Below are 26,926 nucleotides of genomic sequence, written 5' to 3'. Positions count from 1 at the left end.
CTGTGCCGCTCGAGGAGCCGCCACACGGTCTCTCGGCCGCTCTCAGCCTTCGTTGTGTAGGCATGTGCACGCTGCGGCGTCACCGCTCGTTCACCGACGCGTCGCACGGGCGCACTAGCGTCCCTCTGTGCCCGACACCGCCCACGACGCCCTCCGCCCCATGCCCGAGCTGCTCCGCACGCTCACGCCCGATGACGCGCGGGAGCTCGTCGTGCTCGACGAGGACGACGACGATCCCGTGCTGCTGCGTCGCGACGGCACGCAGATCGACACCTGGCGCGAGGGCTACCCCTACGACCAGCGGATGTCGCGCGAGGAGTACGAGGCGGGCAAGCGCCTCCTGCAGATCGAGCTGCTGAAGCTGCAGAACTGGATCAAGAAGCACGGCCGCCGCTTGGTCGTCGTCTTCGAGGGTCGCGACGCGGCAGGCAAGGGCGGCACGATCAAGCGCTTCACCGAGCACCTCAATCCGCGCGGCGCCCGCGTGGTCGCGCTCGAGAAGCCCACCGAGCGCGAGTCGGGGCAGTGGTACTTCCAGCGCTACGTCTCGCACCTGCCGGCCGCCGGCGAGATCGTCCTCTTCGACCGCTCCTGGTACAACCGGGCGGGAGTGGAGCGGGTGATGGGCTTCTGCACGCCCGCTCAGTACGACGAGTTCATCCGGCAGACCCCGCTGTTCGAACGGATGCTGGTCGGCGACGGCATCGACCTGGTCAAGCTGTGGTTCTCGGTGTCGGCGGAGGAGCAGCGCACGCGCTTCACCATCCGCATGATCGACCCGGTGCGGCAGTGGAAGCTCTCACCGATGGATCTGGCGTCGCTGGACAAGTGGGACGACTACACCGCGGCGAAGGAGGCGATGATGGCGGCGACGGACACTTCGGCCGCTCCGTGGACCATCGTGAAGAGCAACGACAAGAAGCGGGCCCGACTCGAGGCCATGCGCTACGTGCTCAGCCTCTACGACTACGAGGGGCGCGACGAGGAGGTCGTCGGACCTTCGGGTCCGGATCCGCGGATCGTCGGTTCGGCCGCGGACGTGTACGAGCGCGGCGAGCACGCCGCCGCGAGCTGAGCGGAGGAGCGACGCCGTGCAGGAGCAGACGATCGGCGCCGACCTGCCGGGCGTGCACCTGCGCTGGCTGGCCCTCGATGAGCAGAGCCTGGACGCCGAGCGGCTGCTGCCGCTGCTGACGCTCGAGGAGCGTGAGCGCTACCGGAGCACGGTCGCGGCATCGGCGGCCGAGCGCTTCGTCTTCGGGCGGGTGCTGCTGCGGATGCTCGCCGCTGAGCTGACCGGCGCCCGACCCGGCGGTGTGCGGGTCGTCGCCCGGTGCGCGCGCTGCGGCGGCGCCCACGGGCGGCCCCGGCTGGAGGGCCGGGAGGCGGCGCTGGCGCTGCTGTCGGTCAGCATCGCGCACTGCGCTGGTGCTGTCGTGGTCGCCGCAAGCAGCGCGGGAGTCGTCGGAGTCGACGTCGAACCGGTCGACGGGCCGGCCGAGCGCGGCGAGCGGATCACGCGGGTGGCCGGAGCGCCGTTCGCCACCGGCGGGGCGCGTCCCGCCGATCCGGTCCTGCACTGGACCCGGGTCGAGGCCGCGCTGAAGGCCGACGGCCGCGGTCTGGAGCTGGATCCGCGGCACGTGCACGTGCACGAGTCCCGGCTCGCGGCCGAGGCGCGGATCGACGGCGTGCGGTTCCGGCTGGCCGAGCCGCACCTCGACCCGTCCCTGCGCGTGAGCGTCGCGCTCGGACCGATGGCGGGTTCCGGTGGCGGGCCCATCATCGGCTGGCGTCGCGAGCACGGCGAGGCGCTGGCCGACTCGCTGGTCTCAGCGGGCGGGCGGTAGCGGCGGCAGCTCCTCGTCGAGGAGCCAGGCGTCGAGGAGGTCGTCGACACCGTCGCCGAGCAGCTCGGCGCAGAGTTCGCGGAACTCCTCGTCGGTCACGGCGGCGGAGGCGTGCCGCGACGTCCACGCGCGCACCAGCGCGAAGAACGCCTCGTCGCCGACCGTGAGGCGCAGGGCGTGCAGGGTCAGGGCGCCGCGCTTGTACACGCGGTCGTCGAAGAGAGCGACCGGGCCGGGGTCGCCGAGCACCAGATCCTGCGGGGCCGCACGCAGCACGGCGTGGTGACGGCGGGCGCAGGCGTCCGCGGAGGCGCGGCCCGCCTCCTCCGACCACAGCCACTCGGCGTAGCAGGCGAAGCCCTCGTTGAGCCAGATGTGCCGCCAGCGCGCGATGCCGACGCTGTTGCCGAACCACTGGTGGGCGAGTTCGTGCGCGATCAGGCGCTCGGATCCTCCGCGGCCGTCGGCGTGGTTGGCGCCGAAGACGGCCATGCCCTGCGCTTCGAGCGGGATCTCGAGCTCGTCGGCGGTGACGACGACGCAGTAGCGGGCGAAGGGGTAGGGGCCGAAGAGACGCACGAACAGCGTCAGCATCGCGCCGAGCGGCGCGAAGTCGCGGTCGACCCGCTGGGCGAGCGCCGACGGGCGGGCGAGCGCCACGGCGACTCCCGCGAGCAGACGCTCCTGGATCGCGTAGCGGCCGATCTGCACCGAGGCGAGGTAGGCGGCGGTCGGCTCGCGCTGCTCGTAGAGCCAGGTGCGCCGGCCGGAGCGAGCGCTCGAGTCGAGCAGCACGCCGTTCGCGAGGACGGTGTAGCCCTCCTCCGCGCTCACCCGAAGGCGGTAGGGGGCCTTCTCGGCGACGTCGTCGTTGCACGGGAACCAGGTCGAGGATCCCGAGGGCTGCGAGGCGACCAGCGCGCCGTCCTCCAGCTCCTCCCAGCCCAGCTCGCCCCAGTGGCTCGCGCGGGGAGCGGGATGCCCGCTGTACTCGATCTCCACGCTCACCGTGGCGCCGGCCGCGAGCGGCGCGGTCGGTGTCACCCGCAGCTTGTGGGTGGTCTGCTCGTGCCGGGCGCGCTGGCCGTCGACCCGCACCCGTCCCACGCGCAGGCGCGAGAGGTCGAGCGAGAAGCGGCGCAGGGGGTGCAGCGCGACGATCCGCAGGACGGCCCGGCCGATCAGCCGATTGGATGCGACACGGTAGTCGAGGTCGAGGTCGTACGACTCGACGCGGTACCCCGTGTTGCCGATCCCCGGGACGTACGGATCGCCGGCCGTCTCGAGCCCGGTCTGCGCGGGGCTCACGCGACGGGCGCGTGGTAGTCGGCGACGCGGACCTCGCGCCAGGGACCGATCGGATTGCCGCTCCAGCGGCTGCCGGCCGGCACGAGCTCACCGCGCATGACGAGGGAGGCGGGACCGACCGTGCCGTGCGCGGCGATCCGCGCGGCCGGCAGGATCACGCTGTGCGGCCCGAGGGTCGCACCGGGGTCGAGGCTCACGAGATCCATGCTCATGATTCGATCATGGAACAGGTGGGTCTGCACGACGCAGCCCCGGTTCACCGTCGCGCCGTCGCCGAGCGCGATCAGGTCAGCCTCGGGGAGCCAGTAGCTCTCGCACCAGACACCTCTCCCGATCCGGGCGCCCAGGCTGCGCAACCACCACACCAGCGCCGGGGTTCCGGCGGCGGCGTGCGCGAACCACGGAGCCGCGACCATCTCGGTGAAGGTGTCGGCCAGTTCGCTCCTCCAGACGAAGGAGGACCACAGCGGCTGCTCGCTCGGGCGCACCCGCTGGAGGAGCAGCCACTTGGCGGCGGTCGACACGGCCGCGGCGACGGCACCGGCGGCGAGCAGCACGACACCGCCGAGCAGCGCGGCCGCGACCGCGCCTACGGCCTGGATCAGCGTGAGCAGACCGACGACGACGCCCAGCCCGATCGCCGTCGAGACGACCACGGGGACAAAGCGGGCGAGCTCCCACGCGAGGCGGGCGACGCGGAGTCGACGAGCGGGACGGAAGGTGCGCGTCGACTCCGCTTCGACCACCGTGCGCCGCAGCCGCACGGGCGGCGAGCCCAGCCACGACGATCCGGCCTTCGACTTCTTCGGAGCCGAGGAGAGCACCGCCACGAGGCCGCCGGCGGGAACCGTGTGCCCGGGAGCCGCCATCCCCGAGTTGCCGAGGAACGCGCGCTCGCCGATCTCGGCGCGCGCGAGCCGCATCCAGCCGCCGCCGAGCGCGTAGGAGGCGACGAGAGTGTCGTCGGCGAGGAAGGCGCCGTCGCGGATCGTCGTCATCGCGGGCAGCAGCAGCACGGTCGACGCCTCGACGTCCCGGCCGACCCTCGCGCCGAGCAGGCGCAGCCAGACCGGGGTGAAGAGACCGGAGTAGAGCGGGAAGAGCAGGGTCCTGGCCGCATCGAGTAGGCGCTCCGTCGACCAGACCTTCCAGCCGATCCGCCCGCGCACCGGGTGGACGCCCGGTTCGACGCCGCGGCCGAGGAGGCGCACCAGCACGATCATGAGCAGTGCGAGCACGAAGCCCGCGACGGCCACGGCGGGCACCAGCGCGGCGAGGGCCGGGCCGATCGCGGCGCCGAGGTCGGCGGAGCCGCGTGCGGCCCCGGCGATGACCGCGAGTCCGGCGGCGGCGGCGAGGACGGGCACGCCGGCGAGGCCGACGGCCGAGACCGCGTAGACCCAGACCCAGCCCGGTCGCCGCGGCGGTCGCTCCGCAGGGAAGCCCGCGTTCGCTCGGCCGAGCCGCTGGGCGGGGGAGCCTCCCCAGCGCTGCCCGGCGGGGACCCTCCCGAAGACGGCGGAGCCCGGCTCGATCTGGGCGTGCTTGCCAATCCGCGTGCCGGGCAGCAGCGTGCTGCGCGCCCCGACGGTGCTGCCTGCGCCGACTCTGACGGCCCCGACACGGAGCACGTCGCCGTCGATCCAGTAGCCCGAGAGGTCGACTTCGGGCTCGATCGCCGCTCCGCGCCCGAGCGTGAGCATTCCGGTCAGCGGCGGGAGCGAGTGCAGATCCACGTCGTCCGCGATCCTCGCGCCGAGCGCGCGGGCGTACGCGGCGACCCACGGCGCCCCCGCGAGGCTCACCGCCCGGAGTTGGAGGGCGATCTGCTCGGCCAGCCAGAGGCGTAGGTGCACGCTCCCTCCGCGGGGGTGGTCGCCGGCCCGGACGCCGCGCAGCAGCGAGCGGGCGGCGAGCACGGTCAGCCCCATCCGCCCGAACGGTGTCAGGAAGAGCGCGAAGGCCGGGATCAGGGCGACCAGGGGAACGGTCGGCAGCCAGCCGAAGCCGGGCGTGAGGTCGAGCAGTGCCGTGACGGTGAGGATCGCGGTCACCCAGCGGGCGCCGCCGAGTGCCAGGAGCGGGGCGCCCAGGAGGGTCTGCAGCACCCGCATCCGCCGCGGCACAGGGAGGATCCGATGCCCCGAGTCCTCGGCGTCGCCCGTCGCCCTGCCCGCTGTCTCGGCGGCCATCGCCGCCAGGCGCGGGTGCGCGTAGACGTCGGCGACCGTGAACTCCGGGTGGCGCTCGCGGATCCGCGCGACGAGCTGGGCCGCCGCGAGGGAGCCGCCGCCGAGGTCGAAGAAGTTCGCCCGCTCGTCCACGGGCACCCCGAGCACCTCGCGCCAGAGCCCGGCCAGCCACGCCGTCCCGGGATCGAGGTCGACCTCCTCCGCGGTGCTCTCGGCGAGCGGCCACGGCAGAGCGGCACGGTCCACCTTGCCCGAGACGCGCGTCGGGAGCTCGTCGACGACGGCCAGCAGCGGCACGAGAGCGGCGGGCAGCTCCTCGCGGAGGCGGGCGAGCGCGGCGTCGCGGTCGAGCTCGCGCCCGCCGGCCAACGCGAGGTAGCCGACCAGGACCTGGTTGCCCGCGCTCGTGCTGCGGACGGCGGCCGCCGCTCCCGAGACGCCGGGGAGCGCCTGCAGCGCCGCCTCCACTTCGCCGAGCTCGATCCGCCGGCCGCCCAGCTTCACCTGGTCGTCCGCGCGCCCCTGGAACACCAGGCCTGCGCTCTCGAAGCGCACCAGATCGCCCGAGCGGTAGGCGCGCTCCCAGCCCAGCAGCGGCGCGGCCGCGTACTTCTCGGCGTCCTTCGCCGGATCGAGGTAGCGGGCGAGGCCCACGCCGCCGATGACCAGCTCGCCGACCTCGCCCTCGCCGACGCGGTGGCCCTCCCGGTCGACGACGGCCAGCCGCCAGCCGTCCAGCGGCAGGCCGATGCGCACCGGCGCAGGGCCGCCGAGGGGAGCCGCACACGCGACGACGGTCGCCTCGGTCGGACCGTAGGTGTTCCACACCTCGCGCCCCTCGACGGCCAGTCGCTCGCCGAGCTCGGGTGGACACGCCTCGCCGCCGAAGATCAGCAGTCGGACACTCTCGAGCGACTCCGCCGGCCAGAGCGCGGCGAGGGTGGGCACCGTCGAGACCACGGTGATGCCGTGCGTGGTCAGCCATGGACCGAGGTCCATCCCGCTGCGTACGAGCGAGCGCGGCGCGGGCACGAGGCAGGCGCCGTGCCGCCAGGCGAGCCACATCTCCTCGCAGGAGGCGTCGAACGCCACGGAGAGGCCCGCCAGCACTCGGTCGCCCGGCCCGAGCGGCTCGTGCTGGAGGAACAGCCGCGCCTCCGCGTCGACGAGAGCGGCGGCCGAGCGGTGGCTGACGGCCACGCCCTTCGGAGTGCCGGTCGACCCGGACGTGAAGATGATCCAGGCGTCGTCCTCGAGCGAGGGCGGCTGGGCGAGCGGGATCGAAGCGGTGCTCGGGTGCGGAGCGGCTCCCGTGGACAGGCGCGAGGCGGGCGCCGGGGCATCGCTGCGCTCGAAGCGACCGGAGCCGGTGATCACGCCGCGGACGCAGGCCTCGCCGAACACGAGCCGCGCCCGCTCCTCGGGGTCGTCGGCGTCGACCGGGACGTAGGCCGCTCCTGCGGCGAGGACGGCGAGGATCGCGAGGTACAGCTCCCGCGAACCGCTCGGCATCCGCACACCGACCCGGTCACCGCGACGGACGCCCGCCGCGGTCAGCTCGGCCGAGAGCTGAACGATGCGGGCCAGCAGCTCCCGATAGCTCAGCGCGCCCGCAGGATCCTCGAGCGCGGAGGCCTCCGGATGCCGCTCCGCGGTCTCGCGGAGGACGTCGACGAGGGTGCGGGCAGGAGGGCTGGACGCCGCCGCGTCGAGCACGTCCTGCGGCCCGGCCGTCTCGGTCACGTGTCGTCTCCGTCCCGGCCGCGAGATCGGGGGAGCGGCGGCCGGGGCGACACGGTAGGGATCCGTGGTGACGTGGAGGTGAACAGCGGGTGCGGTCAGTGCGCCATCGGTGCCACGGCGTCGGAGTCGGCGGGCTTGCGCACCAGGAAGGCGGCGACGATCGCGATCGTGGCGATCGACGCGCCCCAGAGAAACGCGGAGTGGATGCCACCGGCCGCGGCGACGACCTGGTCGGCACCGTCGCGGGCGAGCGCCGCCGACTGGATCGACAGGACCGTGACGAACAGGGCCGTGCCCGCCGCGCCTCCGAGCTGCTGCACCGTGCCGATGATCGCGCTGCCGTGCGAGTAGAGCGCCGGCCTGACCGAGCCCAGACCGGCCGTGAACAGCGGAGTGAAGACGAACGCCAGACCGAGGCTGAGGATGACGTGCAGCGAGAGCACGAACCACGGCGACGAGCTCTCGTCGAGCAGGGTGTAGCCCCAGAGCGCACCGGCGACGACCACCGAGCCGGGGACGAGCAGCACCCTCGGGCCGAAGCGGTCGTAGCCGCGCCCGACGAACGGCGCGAGGAGGCCCATCAGCAGTCCGCCGGGCAGCAGCAGCAACCCGGTCTCGAGCGGCGTGAGCCCGAGCACGTTCTGGGTGTAGAGCGGCAGCAGGATGAGCGTGCCGAACAGCGCCGACATGCTGACCGCCATCATGACGATGACGATCGTGAAGTTGGCCGAGGTGAAGGTGCGCAGGTCGAGCAGCGCGCGATCGGTGCGCTGCAGCAGCAGCTGGCGGCCGATGAAGCCCGCGAGGCCCAGGCCGGCGACGACGAAGGGGACCCACGGGGCCACCACCGCTTCGCCGCCCTCGCCGAGGCTGCTCAGCCCGTAGACCAGGCCGCCGAAGCCGAAGACCGAGAGCACGACCGAGAGCGCGTCGATGGGGATGGACCGGGGCTCGGTCACGTTCTCGACCTTGCGCAGTCCGAGCAGTAGGGCGCCGACGGCGATCGGCAGCACGATCCAGAACATCCAGCGCCAGCTGAGGAAGTTGAGGATGACACCCGAGATGGTCGGCCCGACGGCGGGGGCGACCGAGATGACGATCGAGATGTTGCCCATCATCCGGCCGCGGATCGCCGGCGGGACCAGCGTCATCACGGTCGTCATCAGCAGCGGCATCATGATCGCCGTTCCACCGGCCTGCACCACGCGTGCGGCCAGGAGCACGGCGAAGGTGGGCGCGAGCGCCGCCGAGAGCGTGCCGATGCTGAACAGCGTCATCGCGGCGGCGAAGAGGGTGCGGGTGTGCAGCCGCTGGATCAGGTAGCCCGTGATCGGGATGACGACCGCCATGGTCAGCATGAACGCGGTCGAGAGCCACTGGCCCACGTGGGCCTCGACCCCGAAGTCGCGCATGAGGTCGGGCAGCGCGACGCTCATGATCGTTTCGTTGAGGATCACGACGAACGCCGAGACCAGCAGGAGGCTGATCACCAGGCGGCTGCGCGGCTCGAGGGTCGCTGCGGCGGCGGGCGCGGCGGGGCGCGTCGGGGAAAGGGTGCCGGGCTCGGTCACAGGTGGGTCTCCGGTCATGAGGGGGAACAGCGTCGTGAGGGCGGAACAGCGTCGTGAGGGCGGAACAGCGTCCTGGTGCGGATCAGCGGGGTCGCGGATCAGCGCTGGGTGCGGATCAGCGCTGGGTGCGGATCAGCGCTGGGTGCGGCGTCGACCCGGGTCGCGGGGCCGATACGGGTACGGACGGGAGAACAGTGCCAGGCACCCCCGACATTCCCGATCGTCGTGAATCCGATCGAGACGGATCGCAGGCGCGGCGGCTCACGGCCCGTCGAGGACGGTCGCGAACGTGCTCGCCGCGTGCTCCGCCTCCGCCGGCGTCGCACCCTCGCCGAAGCTGAAGCGCACCGCTGTCTGCGCCACCTCCGGGGCGAGGCCGAGGGCCAGCAGCGTCGGCGAGGGGTCGTCGCGCCCGGCGGCGCACGCCGAGCCGCTCGAGACGACCACACCGCGCTCCTCCAGGGCCAGCAGGGTCGACTCGCCGCTGCGGCCGGGCACCGCGAAGGCGGCGATCGAGGGGAGGCGGTGCTCCGCTGCTCCGAGCGGCACGGCCCGCGGCACGAGAGCGGCGACCCGCGCGGCGAAGGCGTCCCGCACGGCACCGACACGGCCGGCCCGGTCCGGATCGAGGTGCCGGACCGCCGCTCCGAGCGCCACGGCGAACGCGACGTTCTCGGTGCCGGAGCGCCGTCCCCGCTCCTGGCCCCCGCCGTGCACGAGCGGCTCGAACGCCAGTCGGTTGCGCAGCAGAAGCGCCCCGACCCCCTTGGGGGCACCGAGCTTGTGCCCCGAGATCGAGACCGCGTCGGCCCCCCAGCTCGCCACATCCAGCCAGCCCGCGGCCTGCACCGCGTCCACGTGCAGCGGCACGCCCTGCGAGCGGCAGACGGAGGCGATCGCGGGGACGTCCTGCACCGTGCCGATCTCGTTGCTCGCGGCGAGCACCGAGACCAGCGTCGTGTCGGGTCGCACGAGCGCCGAGAGGGCGTCGAGGTCGAGCCGCCCCTCGCCGTCGACCGGCACCACCGAGATCTCGAAGCCGTGCAGCCGTCGCAGGTGCTCGGCCGACTCCACCGTCGCCTCGTGCTCCAGCGCCGAGAGCACCAGGTGTCGGCCGCGCGCGGCGCCCAGGGCGATCCCCTTCACCGCGGCGTTGATCGACTCCGTGCCGCCCGACGTGAAGAGCGTCTCGGAGCCGCGCCCTCCGAGGAACCGGGCGACGCGGCTGCGCGCCTCCTCGAGTGCCCGCGCCGCAGTGCCGCCGAGCGCGTGCGAGCTCGAGGGATTGCCGTACTCGCTGGTTAGGAAGGGCCACATCGCCTCCAGCACCTCGCGGCGCACCGGCGAGGTCGCCGCGTGGTCGAGGTAGATCACGCGACCGCGATGTCGAGGCCGAGATCGAGCGAGCGGACACTGTGCGTCAGCGCGCCGACCGAGATCACATCCACTCCGGCCTCGGCGATCGCACGCACCGTCGAGAGGTCGACTCCGCCGCTCGCCTCCACGACCGCCCGCCCGCCGATGAGCGCGACGCCCTGGCGCAGCAGCTCCGGCGTGAAGTTGTCGAGCATGATCGTGTCCGCGCCCCCGGCGAGGGCCGGCTCGATCTGGTCCAGGCGGTCGACCTCGACCTCGATGTGCGCGGTGTGCGGCACGGAGGCGCGCGCCGCCCGCAGCGCGGACGCCAGGTCGATCCCGCGCTCAGCGAGTACCGCGAGATGGTTGTCCTTGGCGAGGATCGCGTCCGAGAGCGAGAAGCGGTGGTTGCGGCCGCCTCCGCAGCGCACGGCGTACCGCTCGAGTGCGCGCAGGCCCGGAGTGGTCTTGCGGGTGTCGACGATGCGGGCGCGGGTGCCCTCGACGGCGGCGACGTAGCGCGCGGTGAGCGTCGCGATGCCGCTCATCCGCTGCACCAGGTTGAGCGCCACGCGCTCACCGCGCAGCACACCTCCGGCCGGGCCCTCGATCCTCGCCAGCGTCGCCCCGGCCTCGAAGGCCGCGCCGTCCTTGAGCAGCACCGTGCAGCGGATGCGCGGGTCGGCGTGCCGCATGGTGCCCTCGAGCACCGCGCCCGCGCTGAAGACGCCCGGCTCCCGGGCGACGAGGGCGGCGCTCGCCGTCGCGTCGGCGGGGATCAGAGTGTCTGTGGTGAGGTCGCCCCAGGGTGCGTCCTCCTCGAGGGCGAGGGCGACGACGCGGTCGATGCTCTGGCTGGTCAGCACGGGAGGGCCGCCTCTCTCCTGGTGTCGGGTCTCCGGGCGGAGTGGGGATCGGTTCTGCCGCGCTCGGCGGCGGGCGCCGCAACGTGGTCGGGCGAATCGGTGCGGTGGTGCGCGCCGACAGATCCGGTGCGCGCGAGCGCCGCGTCGATCAGCGCGAGCGCGCAGGTCAGCAGGTTCGCGTCCTCCAGAGTCCGCACATCGAGCGGTGCCGGCACGGCGGAGCCGGCGAGCGCCGTGCGCGCGTCCGTCAGCCCGGCCGCATCGCGCGAGAGCCCGGCTCCGGACCACATCGCCTCCTGCAGCGTTTCGCGCTCGAGCCTCATCGGCACGAGCCGGTCGGCGGGTCCCGCCTCCGACTCGGGGCGGGGCGGGAGGGAGTCGAGGGCGGCCGCGACACGGCGGGCGAAGACCACGCCCTCGAGCAGGCTGTTCGAGGCGAGCCGGTTCGCACCGTGCACGCCGGTCCGGGCGACCTCGCCGACCGCGAAGAGCCCGGGGAGGCTCGTCCTGCCGTCGAGATCCGTCGCGATCCCGCCCATCCAGTAGTGGGCGGCGGGAGTGACGGGTAGCAGATCGCCGCTCAGCGAGAGCCCGTTCGCCCGGCAGACCGCCGAGATCGTGGGGAACCGCCGCGCCAGGACCGCCGGGTCGATCGCGCGGGCGTCGAGGTGCACGGGGAGCCCGCCCTGCCCGCGCATCCGCTCGGCGATGGCGCGGGCCACCACGTCGCGAGGGGCGAGCTCGGCATCGGGGTGGACGTCGAGCAGGAAGCGCGTGCCCGCGGCGTCGCGGAGGACCGCGCCCTCGCCGCGCACCGCCTCCGAGACCAGGAACCCGCCGGGCAGGGCCAGCGTGGTGGGGTGGAACTGGTAGAACTCCAGGTCGGCCGCGGCCGCTCCCGCGCGCAGCGCCGCGGCGAGCCCGTCCCCGGTCGCCACCGAGGGGTTGGTGGTGTGCCGGTAGAGCTGGCCCGCCCCGCCGGTCGCGAGCACCACGGCGTCGGCGTGCAGCCGCTCGATCGCGCCGCCCCCCAGCACCTCGACACCCGTCACCGCCGCTCCCTCCCGCAGCAGGTCGATCAGCGCCGTGTCCTCCTGCAGCTCGACGGAGGCGCCGCGCACCGCGTGCACGAGCGCCGCCTCGAGAGCGGCGCCGGTCGCATCGCCGCCGGCGTGCAGGATCCGCGGACGGGAGTGGGCACCCTCGAGCCCGCGCGCGAGCTCGCTGCCGGAGCGATCGAAGCACACCCCCCACTCCTGCAGAGCGGTGATCGCCGCGGGACCGCCGGCGCAGAGCACCTCGACCGCGTCGCGCACGGCCAGCCCTGCTCCGGCGGTCAGCGTGTCCTCGACGTGCAGCGCCACGGAGTCGGCCGAAGCGGTGACCGCGGCGATCCCGCCCTGTGCGGCCCGGGTGGACGACTCGGCGAGCGCGCCCTTGGTGACCACCAGCACCTCGTGCCGACGGGAGGCGACCAGCGCGGTGACCAGGCCGGCGATCCCGCTGCCGACCACGACGACCCGCACGTCAGGCCGCCGGACCCGCGGGCGGCACCGCGGCCAGCATCCGCTCGAGTGCGACGCGCGCCTGGACCTGCACCGACTCCTCCACCGAGATGCGGTTGAGGACGGTGCCCGAGACCAGGCCCTCGAGCACCCAGGCGAGGTAGCCGGGGTGGATGCGGTACATCGTCGAGCACGGGCAGACCACATCGTCGAGGCAGAAGATCGTGTGCTGCGGGTACTGGGAGGCCAGGCGCTGCACCAGGTTGATCTCGGTGCCGATCGCGAAGGTCGAGCCCGCCGGCGCCGCCTGGATCGCCTTCACGATGTAGTCGGTCGAGCCGTACTCGTCGGCCGCGTCGACCACGGCCATCGGACACTCCGGATGCACGATCACGCGCACGCCCGGGTGCTCGGCGCGCGCCTTCGCGATCTGCGCGACGGTGAAGCGCTTGTGCACCGAGCAGAAGCCGTGCCAGAGGATCACCTGCGCGTCGAGGAGCGTCGCGGTGTCGGACCCGCCCTGCGGCTTCCGCGGATTCCACATCGGCATGCGCTCCAGCGGCACCCCCATCGCCTTCGCGGTGTTGCGGCCGAGGTGCTGGTCGGGGAAGAAGAGCACGCGCTGTCCACGCGCGAACGCGTCCTTGAGCACCGTCGCCGCGTTCGAGGAGGTGCAGACCACGCCGCCGTTGCGCCCGCAGAACGCCTTCAGCGCGGCGGAGGAGTTCATGTACGTCACCGGGATCAATGGGACGCGCCCGTCGGCGTCCGGGTCGGTGCCGTAGAGCTCGGTGAGCTCGGCCCACGCGTCCTCGACCGAGTCGATGTCGGCCATGTCGGCCATCGAGCAGCCCGCAGCGAGGTTCGGCAGGATCACCGCCTGCTCCGGCCCCGAGAGGATGTCGGCCGTCTCGGCCATGAAGTGCACGCCGCAGAACACGATCGCCTCGGCGTCGGGGTTGCCGGTCGCCGCTTTCGCGAGCTGGAACGAGTCCCCCACGTAGTCGGCGTACTGCACCACCTCGTCGCGCTGGTAGAAGTGGCCCAGCACGAGGACGCGCCCGCCCAGCGTCTGCTTCGCGTTCAGGATGCGGTGGTGCAGCTCCTCGGCGCTCGCCGCCGTGTACTCCTCGGGCAGCCTGCCCTGCACAGGCGCGTCGAGGGGGATCGGGTCCGCCTGGGAGGCACCGGGGCCGTACGCGGGCAGGCCCAGGTCGAACGACCAGGGCGCCTCGGCCAGCTCGGGCGCGCAGGTCGCGCCGGGGGCAGACCCGCTCTCGATGAGCCGGATGGTGCTGTCGACGGATGTCACGGTGTCTCCTCGGGAGGCGGCGGAGTGTCGGGCGGTGGCGGAGGCGGGCGGAAGCGGATGGAGGGTCGGCGGGCTCAGATGGGGAGCGGGCCGTTGTCGACGAGGGCCGCCGACGCGTCGTAGCGGTACAGGCGGGGCGGCCGGTGGCGGGTGCCGGTCAGGCGCTGTCCCGTCGGCACCACGGCCCGTGAGGCCTCGATCGTCCGGCGGAAGTTCGCCGGGTCGAGCGGTCTCTGCAGGACGGCCTCGTGCACCTCCCGCAGCTGGGCGAGGGTGAAGGTGTCGCCGAGGAACGCCTGGGCGATGCGCGAGTACTCCATCTTGTTGCGCAGCCGCCACAGGGCGTACTCCACGATCACTCCGTGGTCGAAGGCCAGATCGAGGGGGAGATCGGTGCACAGCCACGTGACGTTCTCGCCGACGGTCGCCTCGTCGGCCTCGGAGGTGCGCACGAGCGCCCAGTAGACGATCGAGACCACGCGGCGCTCGCCGGGGGAGCGGTCGGTGCCGCCGACGGCGTAGAGCTGCTCGAGGTAGCGCGGGGCGAGCGCGGTGGTCTCGCGGAGGGTGCGGCGCGCGGACTCCGCCAGGTCCTCCTCCGGGTGCAGCGGCCCGCCGGGCAGTGCCCAGAGCCCCTCGAAGGGTTCGCGGATACGGCGGACGACGGGGATCCAGACGGTGCTGGCTCCGGTCTCGGGGTGGGGGCGCAGGGCGAAGATGACGGTCGAGACCGCGAGCTGAATCGCCTCCACGCCGGCTCCCGCCTGTGAGTCGCACTGACTTTAAGTGTGGGAGCAACCTTAGTGTCGTCGCGACCCGAACGCCAGCCCGAGGATGTGGCGAGAGGGACCCGACGCCGGTCCGTGCCGCCCGCTAGGCTGACCGGACAATCGAATACCGGGCCGCATACGCGACGCGGGAGAGCCGGCTCCGGTCGGCACCGAAGGAGCAAGCCTCCCCGCCAATCTCTCAGGTCTTGTACCGCGTCGAACTGGCCACTCTGGAAAGCGATCCGCTCGGATCCGCCGATGGTGAAAGCGCCGCACTCCGCGACGGCGCGAATCTCTCAGGCTCCACGACAGAGGGGGAGTTCCCACGGCACTGCTGTGCTCTGCCGCATCGGCGGCGCGAGTCCAGCACTGCGATGAATTGGAGAACTCATGTCCGAGACCCCCTCGACCGAGGTCCGCTACTCGCCCCTGCACGAGGTGCATGTCGCTGCGGGCGCGTCCTTCACCGACTTCGCCGGCTGGCAGATGCCGGTGCGCTACTCCGGCGATCTCGCCGAGCACCACGCCGTGCGCACCGCCGCCGGCCTGTTCGACCTCTCGCACATGGCCGAGATCCTCCTCGTGGGGCCCGAGGCGGTCGACGCCCTCGACTACGCCCTCGCGAGCGACCTCTCGGCGGTGGCCGTCGGCCGCGCGAAGTACACCCTGCTGCTCGAGCGCACCGGCGGCGTGATCGACGATCTGGTCGTCTATCGCACAGGCGAGGACCGCTTCATGGTGGTCGCGAACGCCGCCAACCGACGCATCGTCGTCGAGACCCTGCGCGACCGCACCGCGATGTTCGAGTGCGAGCTGTTCGACGAGAGCGACGACATCGCGCTCATCGCGATCCAGGGCCCCCGCTCGCTCGAGATCCTGCAGAACCTGCCGGGTCTCGCGGTCGAGCACGGCGAGGAGGCGGTGCTCGACACCGCCGCCGCCGCCCGCCTCCTCGCCGAGCTGCGCTACTACCGCGCGGTCCCCGCGACCTTCGAGGCGCACCCGGTCCTGATCGCGCGCACGGGCTACACGGGGGAGGACGGCTTCGAGATCTACCTGGCCCCCGAGACCGCTCCCACCCTCTGGCAGGCCCTCGCCGAGACCGGCGGGGGAGCGGGCCTCGTCCCCGCCGGTCTTGCCGCTCGCGACACTCTCCGGCTCGAGGCGGGCATGCCGCTCTACGGCCACGAGCTCTCGCGCGAGATCTTTCCGGCCCAGGCGGGCCTGGGGCGCATCGTCGCGCTGGGCAAGCCGATCGACTTCGTCGGTCGCGCCGCGACCGAGGAGGGGCCCGCAGGCGACGCGCCCGTCCTGGTGGGCCTGGTCGGCGATGGTCGACGCGCCGCCCGTGCCGACTACACCGTCCTCTCCGGCGACGACGAGGTCGGAGTCGTCACCAGCGGCGTCCTCTCGCCGACCCTCGGACTGCCGATCGCGATGGCCTACGTCGCGCCCTCCGCCGCGCAGCCGGGGACGGTGCTCGCCGTCGACATCCGCGGCACACGCCTCCCGATGACCGTCACCGAGCTCCCCTTCTACTCGAGAAAGAAGAACTGACATGGCCGTGCCCTCCCCGCTGCAGTACACCTCCGACCATGAGTGGATCCGCGTCGACGGCGATGTCGCGACCGTCGGCATCACGTCCTACGCCGCCGACAAGCTGGGCGACGTCGTCTTCGTCGAGCTGCCGGAGGCGGGCTCCCGCGTCGAGGGCGGCAGCGTCGTCGGCGAGATCGAGTCGACCAAGTCGGTCGGCGAGCTCTTCGCGCCGGTCGACGGCGAGGTCCTCGAAACCAATGCGGCCGTCGTCGACAGCCCCGAGCTGGTCAACTCCGACCCGTTCGGCGAAGGGTGGCTGATCCGGGTGCGCGTCGACGCGCTCCCCGAAGGGCTGCTCGACGCCGCCGCCTACACCGAGCTGGTGGGCGAGTAGATGGCGGCCACCAGGGCCCCCGGCGCGTTCGAGTCCCGCCACATCGGGACCGACGCCGACGCCCAGCGCACGATGCTCGCGGCCCTCGGCTACGACTGCGTCGAGGAGCTCGTCACCGCGGCCGTGCCCGAGTCCATCCGCGTGCGCGAGCTCGCTCCTGTGCTGCCCGCGCCGGCCACCGAGACGGAGGCGCTCGCCGAGCTGCGCGCGCTCGCCGCCCGCAACATGGTGCGCCGCCCGCTGATCGGCCTCGGCTACCACGGCACGCACACCCCCGCGGTGATCAAGCGGAACGTGCTCGAGAACCCCAGCTGGTACACGGCTTACACGCCCTACCAGCCCGAGATCTCTCAGGGTCGCCTGGAGGCCCTGATCACCTTCCAGACGATGGTGTCCGAGCTCACCGGCCTCGACACGGCCGGCGCCTCGATGCTCGACGAGGGCACCGCGGTCGTCGAGGCGATGCTGCTGGCGCGCCGCGCCTCGAAGGCGCGCACCGATGTCTTCGTCGCCGACTCCGATGCCCTGCCCCAGACGCTCGCGCTGCTGCGCGGCCGGGCGGAGGCGGTCGGTATCCGCATCGTCGAGCTCCCGCTCTCGCGCACCCCGGCCAAGGAGGTGCCCGAGGCGTTCGGCGCCCTCGTGCAGTACCCGGGCGCGTCCGGCCAGCTCTGGGACCCGTCGGACGTCCTCGCCGCCGTCAAGGCCCGTGGCGGTCTCGGTGTCGTCGCCGCCGACCTCCTCGCGCTCACCCTCGTCCGCTCGCCGGGCGAGCTCGGCGCGGACATCGCGGTCGGCACCTCGCAGCGCTTCGGCGTGCCGATGGGCTTCGGCGGACCGCACGCCGGCTACCTCGCGGTGCGCACGGGACTCGAGCGCCAGCTCCCCGGCCGCCTGGTCGGCGTGAGCCAGGACGCGGCGGGCCACCCGGCCTACCGCCTGTCGCTGCAGGCCCGCGAGCAGCACATCCGCCGCGAGAAGGCGACCTCCAACATCTGCACCGCGCAGGTGCTGTTGGCCGTGATGGCGGCGATGTACGCGGTCTACCACGGCCCCGACGGACTCGCCGCGATCGCCGAGCGCGTGCACGGACGTGCCGCGCTTCTGGCGCGCCTCCTGCTCGACCGCGGCCACGCCCTGCGTCACGCCGACTTCTTCGACACCGTGTCCCTCGTCGTCCCCGGTGGTGCGGAGGCGGCGGTCGCCCGCGCGCGCGACGCAGGGTTCGACGTGCGGCTCGTCGACGCCGACACGGTGGCCGTCTCGATCGACGAGACCGTCACCGACCTCGAGGTGATCGCCGTCGCGACGGCCATCGGCGACCTCGACTCGTCGTTCGGCTTCGTCGGCGGCGCGGCCCGCAGCATCCCCGTCGCGCTCGAGCGGCGCACTCCCTTCCTCGTGCACCCCGTCTTCAGCAGCCACCACAGCGAGACGTCGATGATGCGCTTCCTCAAGCGCCTCGCCGATGCCGACTACGCGCTGGACCGCGGCATGATCCCGCTCGGCTCCTGCACGATGAAGCTCAACGCCGCCGCTGAGATGGAGGCGGTCAGCTGGCCCGAGTTCGCGGACCTGCACCCGTTCGCGCCCGAGGCCGACGTGCAGGGCTCGCTCGCGCTGATCGACCAGCTGGAGGGGTGGCTGGCCCACCTCACCGGCTACGACTCGGTCTCGCTCCAGCCCAACGCCGGCTCGCAGGGGGAGCTCGCCGGGCTCCTGGCGATCCGCGGCTGGCACCGGTCCCGCGGCGACGCCGACCGCACCGTCTGCCTGATCCCCTCCAGCGCGCACGGCACCAATGCGGCGAGCGCTGTCCTCGCGGGGATGCGCGTCGTGGTCGTCGCCTGCGACGAGCTGGGCAACGTCGACCTCGACGACCTGCGCGCCAGGATCGGCGAGCACGCCGAGGCGCTCGCCGCGCTGATGATCACCTACCCGTCCACGCACGGCGTCTACGAACACGAGGTCGCCGAGATCTGCCGCCTCGTCCACGAGGCCGGCGGCCAGGTTTACGTCGACGGCGCGAACCTCAACGCCCTGCTCGGCTTCGCCCGCTTCGGCGACTTCGGTGGCGACGTCTCGCACCTCAACCTGCACAAGACGTTCTGCATCCCCCACGGCGGAGGCGGCCCCGGCGTCGGCCCGGTCGCCGCGAAGGCGCACCTCGCGCCGTTCCTGCCCGGGCATCCGCTCGCGCAGCGGCTCGAGCACGGCGTCGGGCAGCTGGGCGAGCGGATCGTGCACGGCGGTGCCCCGGTGTCGGCGGCGCCCTACGGCAGCCCTAGCATCCTGCCGATCTCGTGGGCCTACGCCCGGATGATGGGCGAGGAGGGGCTGCGTGCCGCGACCGGCGCCGCCGTCCTCTCGGCGAACTACGTGGCCGCGCGCCTCCGCGAACACTTCCCCGTGCTGTACACCGGCGAGAACGGCCTGGTCGCGCACGAGTGCATCCTCGACATCCGCCCGCTCACGGCCGCGACCGGAGTGACGGTGGACGACGTGGCCAAGCGCCTCATCGACTACGGCTTCCACGCACCGACCATGAGCTTCCCCGTCGCGGGGACCCTGATGGTCGAGCCGACCGAGAGTGAGGACCTCGCCGAGATCGACCGCTTCATCGAGGCGATGATCGGGATCAGGGCCGAGGCCGACCGGGTCGGCGCGGGGGAGTGGCCGCTGGACGACAACCCGCTGCGAGGCGCTCCGCACACGGCCGAGTGCCTGGTGGCCGAGGAGTGGACCCACCCCTACAGTCGCCAGGAGGCGGTCTACCCGGTCCGCTCGCTCGTGCGCGGCAAGTACTGGCCACCGGTCCGCCGCGTCGACCAGGCCTACGGCGATCGCAACCTGGTGTGCGCCTGCCCGCCGATCGAGGCCTTCGCCTGATCCGCCTGCAGAACGAAGGCTGAGAGCTCAGATCCGCCCTCGGGAGGCGGCTCACGAGGTCTCAGCCTTTGTTATGAGGGGGCGGCGTCGAGTCCTCCGTCGAGGAGCGGTCGCCGAGCGTTTCTCCACAGACGGCGGACGAGGCCCGCTCTCCACAGACCGCGGTCGGTTGGTGCCGACGCGGCTGCCCGCCGGTCATCGTTGCCGGATGGACCGACTACTCGCCGTGCTCGCCGAGCTGGGCGGCTTCGCCTCTGCGGCTCAGCTCGCCGCAGCCGGCTGCACGCGCCATCATCTGCTGAGCGCCGTTCGAACCGGTGCGGTGCACCGGGTCCGCCACGGGTGGTTCGCGCTGCCCGGCGCGCCGGAGGCCGAGATCGCCGCCGTGGCAGCGGGCGGTGTGCTCACCTGCGCTTCGGCACTCGTGGCGGCAGGCCTGTGGGTGCTCGCGGAGGGGCCGCTCCACGTCGCCGTGCCGCCGAACGCGACAGCGCGCCCGCGACCAGGGGTGCTGCTCCACTGGCGGCGCTGGCCGGGGTGTGGCACGGGGACGGCGTCGGTCGACGGCATCCGCTCGTCCGTCCTTCACGTTCTGACCTGCCTCCCCGCTGAGGAGGCGGTCATGGCCCTCGACTCCGCGGTGAACTCCGGCGCGATCGCCTACTCCGATCTCCTCGATCTGCGCGGCATCGCTCCGGTCGGCAAGCGCGCCCTGTTCGATCTGGTCGAACCTCTGTGCCAGTCCGGGCTGGAGACCAGGATCCGCCTCGCCGCCGTCCGGATCGGAGCCCCTGTCCGTGCGCAGGTCCACGTCCCCGGAGTCGGGCGGCTGGACAACCTGATCGGGGACCGGCTGTGCGTGGAGACCGACGGGCGCCGGTTCCACGCCGGCTCGGTGCAGCTCGAGGAGGACTACCGGCGAGGCCTCGCGCTCCACGCCAGGGGGTTCGTCGTCGTGCGGCTGTCTGCGCGCCAGGTGCTCCACGAGTGGCCCGCGACCGAGGCGGTCCTCGCGTCGATGGTCCGGCAGGGAGTGCACCGCTGGGGCACGAGGACTTGCCCACTCCGACACAACGAAGGCCAGGAGTGCTGATGAGCCCGAGAACGCCGCTCTCCGCCTTCTCAGCCTTCGTTCTGCCGGGTCGGCGGCGCGAACAGGCCCGGCCAGAGCGCGACGGCCAGCGGGTACCCGACGAACGACACGATGTCGATGATCGAGTGGGCGATCACCAGCGGCAGTGTCCGCCCGAAGCGCTGGTAGAACAGCCCGAAGACCACCCCCATGACCACGTTCCCGATGAAGGGCCCGATGCCCTGGTACAGGTGGTAGCTGCCCCGCAGGAGCGCGCTCGTCAGCAGGATCCGCCAGCGCCCCCAGCCCAGATCGCCGAGGCGGGCGAAGAGGTAGCCGATGACGATGACCTCCTCCTGCACCCCCGCCCTGATCGCCGAGAGCACCAGGACCGGCACCGTCCACCAGAGCCAGTCGTCGGGCGCGGCGCTCACGGCGACCGTGATCCCGAGCGCACGCCCCACGGCGTAGAGCGCGATGCCCGGCGCGCCGATGGCGACGGCGATGGCCGTCCCCGTGCCGAGATCACCGAGCGGGCGCCGCAAGTCCAGGCCGAGGCGCCCGAGTGGCCGGCCCGAGCTCTGCCAGAGCAGGAACGCGCAGAGCGCCACGGGGACGAGATCGAAGAACAGGGCGAGCAGCTGATAGACCAGGTCGAACACCGGCCGGTCGCTGAGCGCGCCGTTGATCGTCGCCGTCTGATCGCCGAGCGACGTGGGCCGCGTCAGCCGGTTCGTGATCGACACGATCGAGTAGACCGCGGAGGCGCCCAGCGAGAGCCCGAGGACGAGCAGGACCTCGATGCCGATCCGCCGTGAGGGCCGTCCGGACGCTGTCAGGTCGGTGGACACTCCGTGGGTCTCCTCTGGATCGATGTGTTGCGCCATGGGGCCGCGCGACGCACGTTTCATGCGGATCGACGCAAGGATTCCATCCCCTGGTTACCGCTGTGTAACGGTTTCCACCTGCTTTTGTGCAGATAGCGAGCGAATACATAGTCTCGTTCACGGCATCCGCACGACGGCCACCAGTCTCGTGCGCCGACGCCGTAGCCACGCGCACGGCACCCCACGCGTCAGGGAAACCACTTCTCGCGCGCCCCCACACCACTGGAGGAATAGTGAACATCAGACGTTACGGACTCGGGGCTCTGGCGCTCGTCGCCGCGAGCACGCTGGTCCTGGCCGGCTGCAGCAGCTCGGGCGACTCGGGCGGGGGTGCATCGGGAGGCGACGCCGCCGCGATCATCTCCACCAACGGCTCCGAGCCCCAGAACCCGCTGATCCCGACCAACACCAACGAGGTGGGCGGCGGCAAGATCCTCGACGAGATCTTCGCGGGCCTGGTCTACTACGACGCTAAGGGCGCCCCCGAGAACGATGTCGCCGAGTCGATCGAGTCGGACGACGCCCAGAACTACACCATCACGATCAAGTCGGGCCTGACCTTCACCAACGGCGACCCGGTCACGTCGAGCTCGTTCGTGGACGCCTGGAACTATGGCGCCAAGCTCTCGAACAACCAGATCAGCTCCTCGTTCTTCTCGAACATCGAGGGCTTCAGCGACACCGAGGACAGCGAGCTGACCGGTCTGAAGGTCGTCGACGACACCTCCTTCACCGTCGCACTCAAGGCGCCGCAGTCGGACTTCCCGATCAGCCTCGGCTACTCGGCGTTCTACCCGCTCCCCGCCGTGGCGTTCGACGACATGGACGCGTTCGGCCAGAACCCCATCGGCAACGGACCGTACAAGCTGGACGGCGACGACGCCTGGCAGCACGACGTCCAGATCGAGCTGGCCAAGAACGAGGACTACACCGGTCCCCGCGAGGCGAAGAACGGCGGCCTGAAGATCGTCTTCTACGCGACGCAGGACGCCTCCTACGCGGACCTGCTCGCCGGCAACGTCGACGTGGTCGACCAGATCCCGGACTCCGCGTTCAGCACCTTCCAGAGCGACCTCGGCGACCGCGCCGTGAACCAGCCCTCGGCCGTGTTCCAGTCGTTCACCATCCCGGAGCGCCTCGCGCACTTCGGCGGTGAGGAGGGCAAGCTGCGCCGTCAGGCCATCTCGATGGCCTTCGACCGCAAGGAGATCACCGACGTCATCTTCGACGGCACCCGCACCCCGGCCTCCGACTTCACCTCGCCGGTGATCGACGGCTACAGCGAGTCGCTCTCGGGCGCCGAGGTCCTCGAGTACAACGCCGACGAGGCCAAGAAGCTGTGGGCTCAGGCCGACGCGATCAGCCCCTGGGACGGGACCTTCAAGATCGCCTACAACGCTGACGGAGGCCACCAGGGCTGGGTCGACGCGGTCACCAACTCGATCAAGAACACTCTCGGGATCGACGCCGAGGGCGAGGCCTACCCGACCTTCGCCGAGGCGCGCACCAAGATCGTCGACCGTTCGATCGAGACCGCGTTCCGCACCGGATGGCAGGCCGACTACCCGAGCCTGAACAACTTCCTCGGCCCGCTGTACGTGACCGGCGGCTCCTCGAACGACGGCGACTACTCGAACCCCGAGTTCGACGCCCTCGTCCAGCAGGGCCTCTCCGACTCCGACACCGACGCTGCGAACAAGACGTTCCAGCAGGCGCAGGAGATCCTCCTCCAGGACCTCCCCTCGCTGCCCCTGTGGTACGCGAACGTGACCGGCGGCTACAGCGAGAACGTGTCCAACGTCGAGTTCGGCTGGAACTCGGTGCCGCTCTACTACGAGATCACCAAGAACTAAGCTCGAACCACTGGGGCGCTTCGCCCGTGCCGTCGACCACCCGGTCGGGGCACGGGCGGAGCGCCCTGTTTCGGTCACAATCGAATGAGGTCTCCATCCATGCGACACCGGAACCGGCAGGGCTGACATGCTCGCCTACATCGTCCGACGCATCCTGCAAGCCGTCCCCGTGCTCATCGGCACCACGTTCCTCATCTACTTCATGGTCTTCTCCATGCCGGGGAACCCGCTCCTGTCGCTCTTCGGCGACAAGACGCCGAGCCCCGCGCTCCTCGCCCGCCTCGAGGAGCAGTACCACCTGAACGAGCCCTTCTTCGTCCAGTACCTGTACTACCTGGGAGGCGTCGTCCGCGGCGACTTCGGCATCTCCTTCTCGGGCCAGTCGGTCAACGAGATCCTCGCCCGCACCTTCCCGGTCACCCTGACGCTGGCCATGATGGCGATCATCATCGAGATCGTCGTCGCCCTGACCATCGGCCTCATCAGCGGCCTGCGCAAGGGCAGCTTCTTCGATGCGAGCGCGCTCGTCGTGAGCCTCCTGCTCGTCTCGGTGCCGATCTTCGTGCTCTGCTTCATCGCGCAGTCCTTCTTCGCGATCCAGCTGGGCTGGTTCAGCCCGACGGTCGGCGCAGACGTGTCGTTCCAGCGCCTGCTGCTGCCGGCGATCGTGCTCGCTCTCTTCGTGGTCGCCTCGGCGATCCGCCTCACCCGCGGCTCGATCATCGAGACCGCCGGCTCGGACTTCGTGCGCACCGCCTACAGCAAGGGTCTTCCGCGCCGCCGCGTGATCCCCGTGCACATCCTGCGCAACTCGCTCATCCCGGTCACGACGCAGTTCGGAGCCGACTTCGGCCTCCTGATCGTCGGCGCGACCGTGACCGAGGGCATCTTCAACGTTCCCGGAGTCGGGAACACCCTGTATCAGGCGATCATCAGAGGGGAGCGGCCCACGGTCGTCTCCTTCGTCACGGTCATGGTGCTGTTCTACCTCGTGGTGAACATCCTCGTCGACCTGCTCTACGCCGTACTCGACCCGAGGATCCGCTATGCCAAATGAGTTCCCCGGCGGCGCGCAGAAGCCCCGCCGCATCGACCACTTCGTGGCCCCGCTCGAGGAGACGCCGATCGCCTCGATCGACGCCGTCAGCCTCGACGAGAAGCCCAGCAACCTCTGGAGCGACGCGTGGCGCGACCTGCGCAAGCGCCCGATGTTCTGGATCTCGGGCGTCCTGATCCTCGTGGTCATCGCGGTCGCCCTGTTCCCTGGCCTGTTCACCTCGGTGGATCCGCGGCAGTGCGCGCTCTCGTTCAGCAATCAGGGCCCGGGCGGCGACAGCCTCCTCGGATACACGAAGCAGGGCTGCGATGTCTACTCGCGGATCATCCACGGCACGTCCACGTCGCTGACCGTCGGCCTGATCGTGATCGTCATCACGACCGTCTCCGGAGTCATCGGCGGCGCGCTGGCCGGCTTCTTCGGCGGCTGGGTCGACACCGTGATCATGCGTCTGGGCGACATCTTCTTCTCGATCCCCTACATCCTGGCCGCGGTCGTCATCATGTCGGTGTTCTCGGAGCACCGGAACGTCTTCGTGATCGCTCTGGCGATCGGCGCCTTCGCCTGGCCGACCACGGCCCGGGTGCTGCGCTCCGAGGTCCTCCGCGTGAAGCAGTCCGACTTCGTCGGCGCCGCCACTGCGACGGGCCTGTCCCGCCTGGCGATCCTGTTCCGGCACGTGCTGCCGAACTCGATCGCTCCCGTCATCGTCGTCACGACCATCTCGCTCGGCGCCGCCATCACCGCGGAGGCGACGCTGTCGTTCCTCGGTGTCGGGCTGCCGGGTTCGGTGATGTCGTGGGGCAACGACATCAGCCAGGCGCAGCGCGACCTCCGCACCAATCCGCAGACGCTGATCTATCCGTCGATCGCCCTGACGGTGACGGTGCTGAGCTTCATCCTCCTGGGCGAGTCGCTCCGCGACGCGCTCGACCCGAAGGCGAGGGCCCTCCGATGACGTCCACGACACCGAATGCGCCGAAGGGGCCCCTGCTCGAGGTCACCGACCTCGAGGTGGGCTTCCAGACCGGCAGCGGCCTCGTTCCCGCCCTCCGCGGTGTGAGCCTCACGATCGAGCACGGCCAGACCGTGGCGATCGTGGGGGAGTCGGGCTCGGGCAAGTCGACGACTGCCGCGGCGATCATCGGCCTGCTGCCCGGCACCGGCACCGTCACGGGTGGCTCAGTGCTGTTCGACGGCAAGGACCTCGCCACGGCGACGAGGACCGAGCTGGAGGACATCCGCGGGCGCCGCATCGGCTACGTCCCGCAGGACCCGATGTCGAACCTCAACCCGGTGTGGTCGGTCGGTTTCCAGGTCGAGGAGACCATCAAGGCCAACGGCCTCGCGACCGGTCGCAAGGAGGTGCGCGCGAAGGCGATCGAGGTCCTCCAGAACGCGGGCCTCGCGGACGCCGAGAAGCGGCTCAAGCAGTTCCCACACCAGTTCTCGGGAGGCATGCGCCAGCGCGTGCTGATCGGCATCGGCCTGGCCGCCGCTCCGCAGCTCCTGATCGCCGACGAGCCCACCTCGGCGCTCGACGTCACGGTCCAGCGCCGCATCCTCGACCACCTCGAGACTCTGACGAAGACCGACGGCACCGCGCTGCTGTTCATCACCCACGACCTGGGCCTCGCCGCGGAGCGCGCCGAGAAGCTCATCGTGATGTACAAGGGGCGGATCGTCGAGTCCGGCGCCTCGGTGGAGGTGCTGCAGAACCCGCAGCACCCCTACACGCAGCGCCTGATCGCGGCGGCGCCGAGCCTCGCTTCGCGCCGCATCCAGTCCACGGCGGGTGCAGCGACGGAGGCGGTTCCCGGCGAGTCCGCCGCCGTCCGCGAGGTCGACCTCGTCGGCGCCCACCAGGCGGGTGCGGTCGTCGCCGGCGCCCCGATGATCGAGGTCGACGGCCTGACGAAGGTCTTCAAGATCCGCCGCGGCGGCTTGAAGGCCGAGGACTTCACCGCCGTCGACAGCGTGTCGTTCTCGATCCCGAAGGGCACCACCACGGCGCTCGTCGGCGAGTCCGGCTCGGGCAAGTCGACGATCGCGCGTCTCGTGCTCGGCCTCGAGACGGCCACCTCCGGAGCGATCTCGATCGCCGGGCGCCGCACCGAGAAGCTCAAGGGCAAGCAGATGCTGGCGCTGCGCCGTTCGATGCAGCCGGTGTTCCAGGACCCGTATGGCTCGCTCGACCCGCTGCACAACATCGGCAACACCATCTCGGAGCCGCTGCGCGTGCACAAGGTCGGCGACCGCGCGTCGCAGCGCGAGCGAGTCCTCGAGCTGCTCGACCAGGTGTCCCTGCCGCGCGTGATCGCGAGCCGGTACCCCAACGAGCTCTCGGGTGGCCAGCGCCAGCGCGTGGCGATCGCCCGCGCGCTCGCGCTCAAGCCCGAGATCGTGGTGCTCGACGAGGCGGTGTCGGCGCTGGACGTGCTCGTCCAGGCGCAGATCCTCCGCCTCCTCGCCGATCTGCAGGCCGAGCTCGGGCTGACCTACCTGTTCATCACCCACGACCTGGCGGTGGTCCGCGTGATCGCCGACGACGTCTGTGTGATGCAGAAGGGGCGGATCGTCGAGCACGCCCCGACCGACACGGTGTTCGACTCGCCGCAGCAGGAGTACACCCGTGAGCTGCTCGCCGCCATTCCCGGCGCCGGCATCGAGTTCGCGGTCTGACCGACGGATCCACGGGCCCCGGCCCCGCGCGGAGCGTTCCCTCGGGGGCGACCCGTGCGGGGATCCGGGGCTCTTCGCCG

The 26,926-nt window shown here is 71.8% G+C and carries 19 protein-coding genes and 2 riboswitches; of the genes, 10 read left to right on the top strand and 9 right to left on the bottom strand.

Going from position 1 to position 26,926, the window contains the following annotated elements:
- Positions 1–160: 160 nt before the first annotated feature.
- Both ppk2 and GSU10_RS09850 read left to right on the top strand, forming a co-directional pair.
- Complete coding sequence (gene ppk2 / locus GSU10_RS09855) at positions 161–1,075, top strand: polyphosphate kinase 2 (RefSeq protein WP_068213659.1); 915 nt, start codon at positions 161–163, stop codon at positions 1,073–1,075.
- A gap of 16 nt (positions 1,076–1,091) precedes the next feature.
- The gene (locus GSU10_RS09850; protein ID WP_132504081.1) at positions 1,092–1,850 is read left to right on the top strand and encodes a 4'-phosphopantetheinyl transferase family protein; all 759 of its coding nucleotides are present in this window, start codon (positions 1,092–1,094) and stop codon (positions 1,848–1,850) included.
- On the opposite strand, the gene GSU10_RS09845 is transcribed toward GSU10_RS09850, so the two are convergent.
- The 8 genes from GSU10_RS09845 to GSU10_RS09810 all read right to left on the bottom strand — a co-directional run bounded on the left by GSU10_RS09845 (position 1,833) and on the right by GSU10_RS09810 (position 14,455).
- Entirely contained in the window at positions 1,833–3,158 is a 1,326-nt protein-coding gene (locus GSU10_RS09845) for a M1 family metallopeptidase (protein WP_132504083.1), read from the bottom strand. The genes GSU10_RS09850 and GSU10_RS09845 overlap by 18 nt on opposite strands.
- Positions 3,155–7,093 carry a Pls/PosA family non-ribosomal peptide synthetase gene (locus GSU10_RS09840; protein ID WP_241972873.1) on the bottom strand — a complete coding sequence of 1,313 codons (3,939 nt, stop codon included), beginning with the start codon at positions 7,091–7,093 and terminating at the stop codon, positions 3,155–3,157. Before GSU10_RS09840 ends, GSU10_RS09845 begins: the two co-directional genes overlap by 4 nt.
- Before the next feature lie 95 nt (positions 7,094–7,188).
- Positions 7,189–8,682: a DHA2 family efflux MFS transporter permease subunit gene (locus GSU10_RS09835; RefSeq protein ID WP_068213400.1), complete on the bottom strand. Its 1,494-nt coding sequence runs from the start codon at positions 8,680–8,682 to the stop codon at positions 7,189–7,191.
- Between the two features lie 243 nt (positions 8,683–8,925).
- The gene (locus tag GSU10_RS09830) at positions 8,926–10,038 is read right to left on the bottom strand and encodes a cysteine desulfurase family protein (protein ID WP_132504085.1); all 1,113 of its coding nucleotides are present in this window, start codon (positions 10,036–10,038) and stop codon (positions 8,926–8,928) included.
- Positions 10,035–10,886, bottom strand: a complete 852-nt coding sequence (nadC, locus tag GSU10_RS09825) for a carboxylating nicotinate-nucleotide diphosphorylase (protein WP_068212417.1) — start codon at positions 10,884–10,886, stop codon at positions 10,035–10,037. Before nadC ends, GSU10_RS09830 begins: the two co-directional genes overlap by 4 nt.
- Positions 10,880–12,412, bottom strand: coding sequence for an L-aspartate oxidase (gene nadB, locus GSU10_RS09820; protein ID WP_132504087.1), 1,533 nt, complete (start codon positions 12,410–12,412; stop codon positions 10,880–10,882). The genes nadC and nadB overlap by 7 nt, the downstream gene beginning before the upstream one ends.
- A gap of 1 nt (position 12,413) precedes the next feature.
- Positions 12,414–13,703, bottom strand: a complete 1,290-nt coding sequence (gene nadA / locus GSU10_RS09815) for a quinolinate synthase NadA (protein WP_068212423.1) — start codon at positions 13,701–13,703, stop codon at positions 12,414–12,416.
- 74 nt (positions 13,704–13,777) lie between these two features.
- Positions 13,778–14,455, bottom strand: coding sequence for an NUDIX hydrolase (locus GSU10_RS09810; RefSeq protein ID WP_132504089.1), 678 nt, complete (start codon positions 14,453–14,455; stop codon positions 13,778–13,780).
- Positions 14,456–14,609: 154 nt separating this feature from the next.
- A riboswitch (glycine riboswitch) is annotated at positions 14,610–14,697 on the top strand.
- Position 14,698: 1 nt separating this feature from the next.
- A riboswitch (glycine riboswitch) is annotated at positions 14,699–14,792 on the top strand.
- A gap of 71 nt (positions 14,793–14,863) precedes the next feature.
- Here GSU10_RS09810 and gcvT point away from each other — a divergent pair.
- The 4 genes from gcvT (at position 14,864) to GSU10_RS09790 (ending at position 20,388) form a co-directional block, all read left to right on the top strand.
- Positions 14,864–16,030 carry a glycine cleavage system aminomethyltransferase GcvT gene (gene gcvT, locus GSU10_RS09805; protein WP_068212425.1) on the top strand — a complete coding sequence of 389 codons (1,167 nt, stop codon included), beginning with the start codon at positions 14,864–14,866 and terminating at the stop codon, positions 16,028–16,030.
- 1 nt (position 16,031) lies between these two features.
- The gene (gene gcvH, locus GSU10_RS09800) at positions 16,032–16,406 is read left to right on the top strand and encodes a glycine cleavage system protein GcvH (protein WP_068212427.1); all 375 of its coding nucleotides are present in this window, start codon (positions 16,032–16,034) and stop codon (positions 16,404–16,406) included.
- Positions 16,407–19,295: an aminomethyl-transferring glycine dehydrogenase gene (gene gcvP / locus GSU10_RS09795; RefSeq protein ID WP_132504091.1), complete on the top strand. Its 2,889-nt coding sequence runs from the start codon at positions 16,407–16,409 to the stop codon at positions 19,293–19,295.
- A 208-nt stretch (positions 19,296–19,503) separates the two neighbouring features.
- A complete protein-coding gene (locus tag GSU10_RS09790; RefSeq protein WP_132504093.1) occupies positions 19,504–20,388 on the top strand; it encodes a type IV toxin-antitoxin system AbiEi family antitoxin domain-containing protein in 885 nt (294 codons plus the stop codon).
- Between the two features lie 29 nt (positions 20,389–20,417).
- Here the strand turns inward: GSU10_RS09790 and GSU10_RS09785 are convergent, their stop codons facing one another.
- A complete protein-coding gene (locus GSU10_RS09785; RefSeq protein ID WP_241972874.1) occupies positions 20,418–21,218 on the bottom strand; it encodes a CPBP family intramembrane glutamic endopeptidase in 801 nt (266 codons plus the stop codon).
- Positions 21,219–21,487: 269 nt separating this feature from the next.
- Here GSU10_RS09785 and GSU10_RS09780 point away from each other — a divergent pair, with 269 nt between their 5' ends.
- From GSU10_RS09780 to GSU10_RS09765, 4 genes are all read left to right on the top strand, one after another.
- Positions 21,488–23,107, top strand: a complete 1,620-nt coding sequence (locus GSU10_RS09780) for a peptide ABC transporter substrate-binding protein (RefSeq protein WP_068208336.1) — start codon at positions 21,488–21,490, stop codon at positions 23,105–23,107.
- A 127-nt stretch (positions 23,108–23,234) separates the two neighbouring features.
- Positions 23,235–24,164 carry an ABC transporter permease gene (locus tag GSU10_RS09775; protein ID WP_068208333.1) on the top strand — a complete coding sequence of 310 codons (930 nt, stop codon included), beginning with the start codon at positions 23,235–23,237 and terminating at the stop codon, positions 24,162–24,164.
- A complete protein-coding gene (locus GSU10_RS09770) occupies positions 24,154–25,122 on the top strand; it encodes an ABC transporter permease (RefSeq protein WP_068208330.1) in 969 nt (322 codons plus the stop codon). Before GSU10_RS09775 ends, GSU10_RS09770 begins: the two co-directional genes overlap by 11 nt.
- Positions 25,119–26,846: a dipeptide ABC transporter ATP-binding protein gene (locus GSU10_RS09765; RefSeq protein WP_068208327.1), complete on the top strand. Its 1,728-nt coding sequence runs from the start codon at positions 25,119–25,121 to the stop codon at positions 26,844–26,846. The genes GSU10_RS09770 and GSU10_RS09765 overlap by 4 nt, the downstream gene beginning before the upstream one ends.
- The last annotated feature ends 80 nt before the right edge of the window (positions 26,847–26,926 follow it).

Origin of the sequence: Rathayibacter tanaceti, from assembly GCF_009834165.1 — a bacterium.
GTDB lineage: Bacteria > Actinomycetota > Actinomycetes > Actinomycetales > Microbacteriaceae > Rathayibacter > Rathayibacter tanaceti.
Note: the sequence above shows the minus strand (reverse complement) of the source record. Positions and strands in the feature narration are given on the sequence as shown.

Coding starts and splice junctions, on each gene's coding strand:
- ppk2 (WP_068213659.1), top strand. CDS start 161: ATGCCCGAGCTGCTCCGCACGCTCACGCCCGATGACGCGCGGGAGCTC.
- GSU10_RS09835 (WP_068213400.1), bottom strand. CDS start 8,682: ATGACCGGAGACCCACCTGTGACCGAGCCCGGCACCCTTTCCCCGACG.
- gcvT (WP_068212425.1), top strand. CDS start 14,864: ATGTCCGAGACCCCCTCGACCGAGGTCCGCTACTCGCCCCTGCACGAG.
- gcvH (WP_068212427.1), top strand. CDS start 16,032: ATGGCCGTGCCCTCCCCGCTGCAGTACACCTCCGACCATGAGTGGATC.
- gcvP (WP_132504091.1), top strand. CDS start 16,407: ATGGCGGCCACCAGGGCCCCCGGCGCGTTCGAGTCCCGCCACATCGGG.
- GSU10_RS09790 (WP_132504093.1), top strand. CDS start 19,504: ATGGACCGACTACTCGCCGTGCTCGCCGAGCTGGGCGGCTTCGCCTCT.
- GSU10_RS09775 (WP_068208333.1), top strand. CDS start 23,235: ATGCTCGCCTACATCGTCCGACGCATCCTGCAAGCCGTCCCCGTGCTC.
- GSU10_RS09770 (WP_068208330.1), top strand. CDS start 24,154: ATGCCAAATGAGTTCCCCGGCGGCGCGCAGAAGCCCCGCCGCATCGAC.
- GSU10_RS09765 (WP_068208327.1), top strand. CDS start 25,119: ATGACGTCCACGACACCGAATGCGCCGAAGGGGCCCCTGCTCGAGGTC.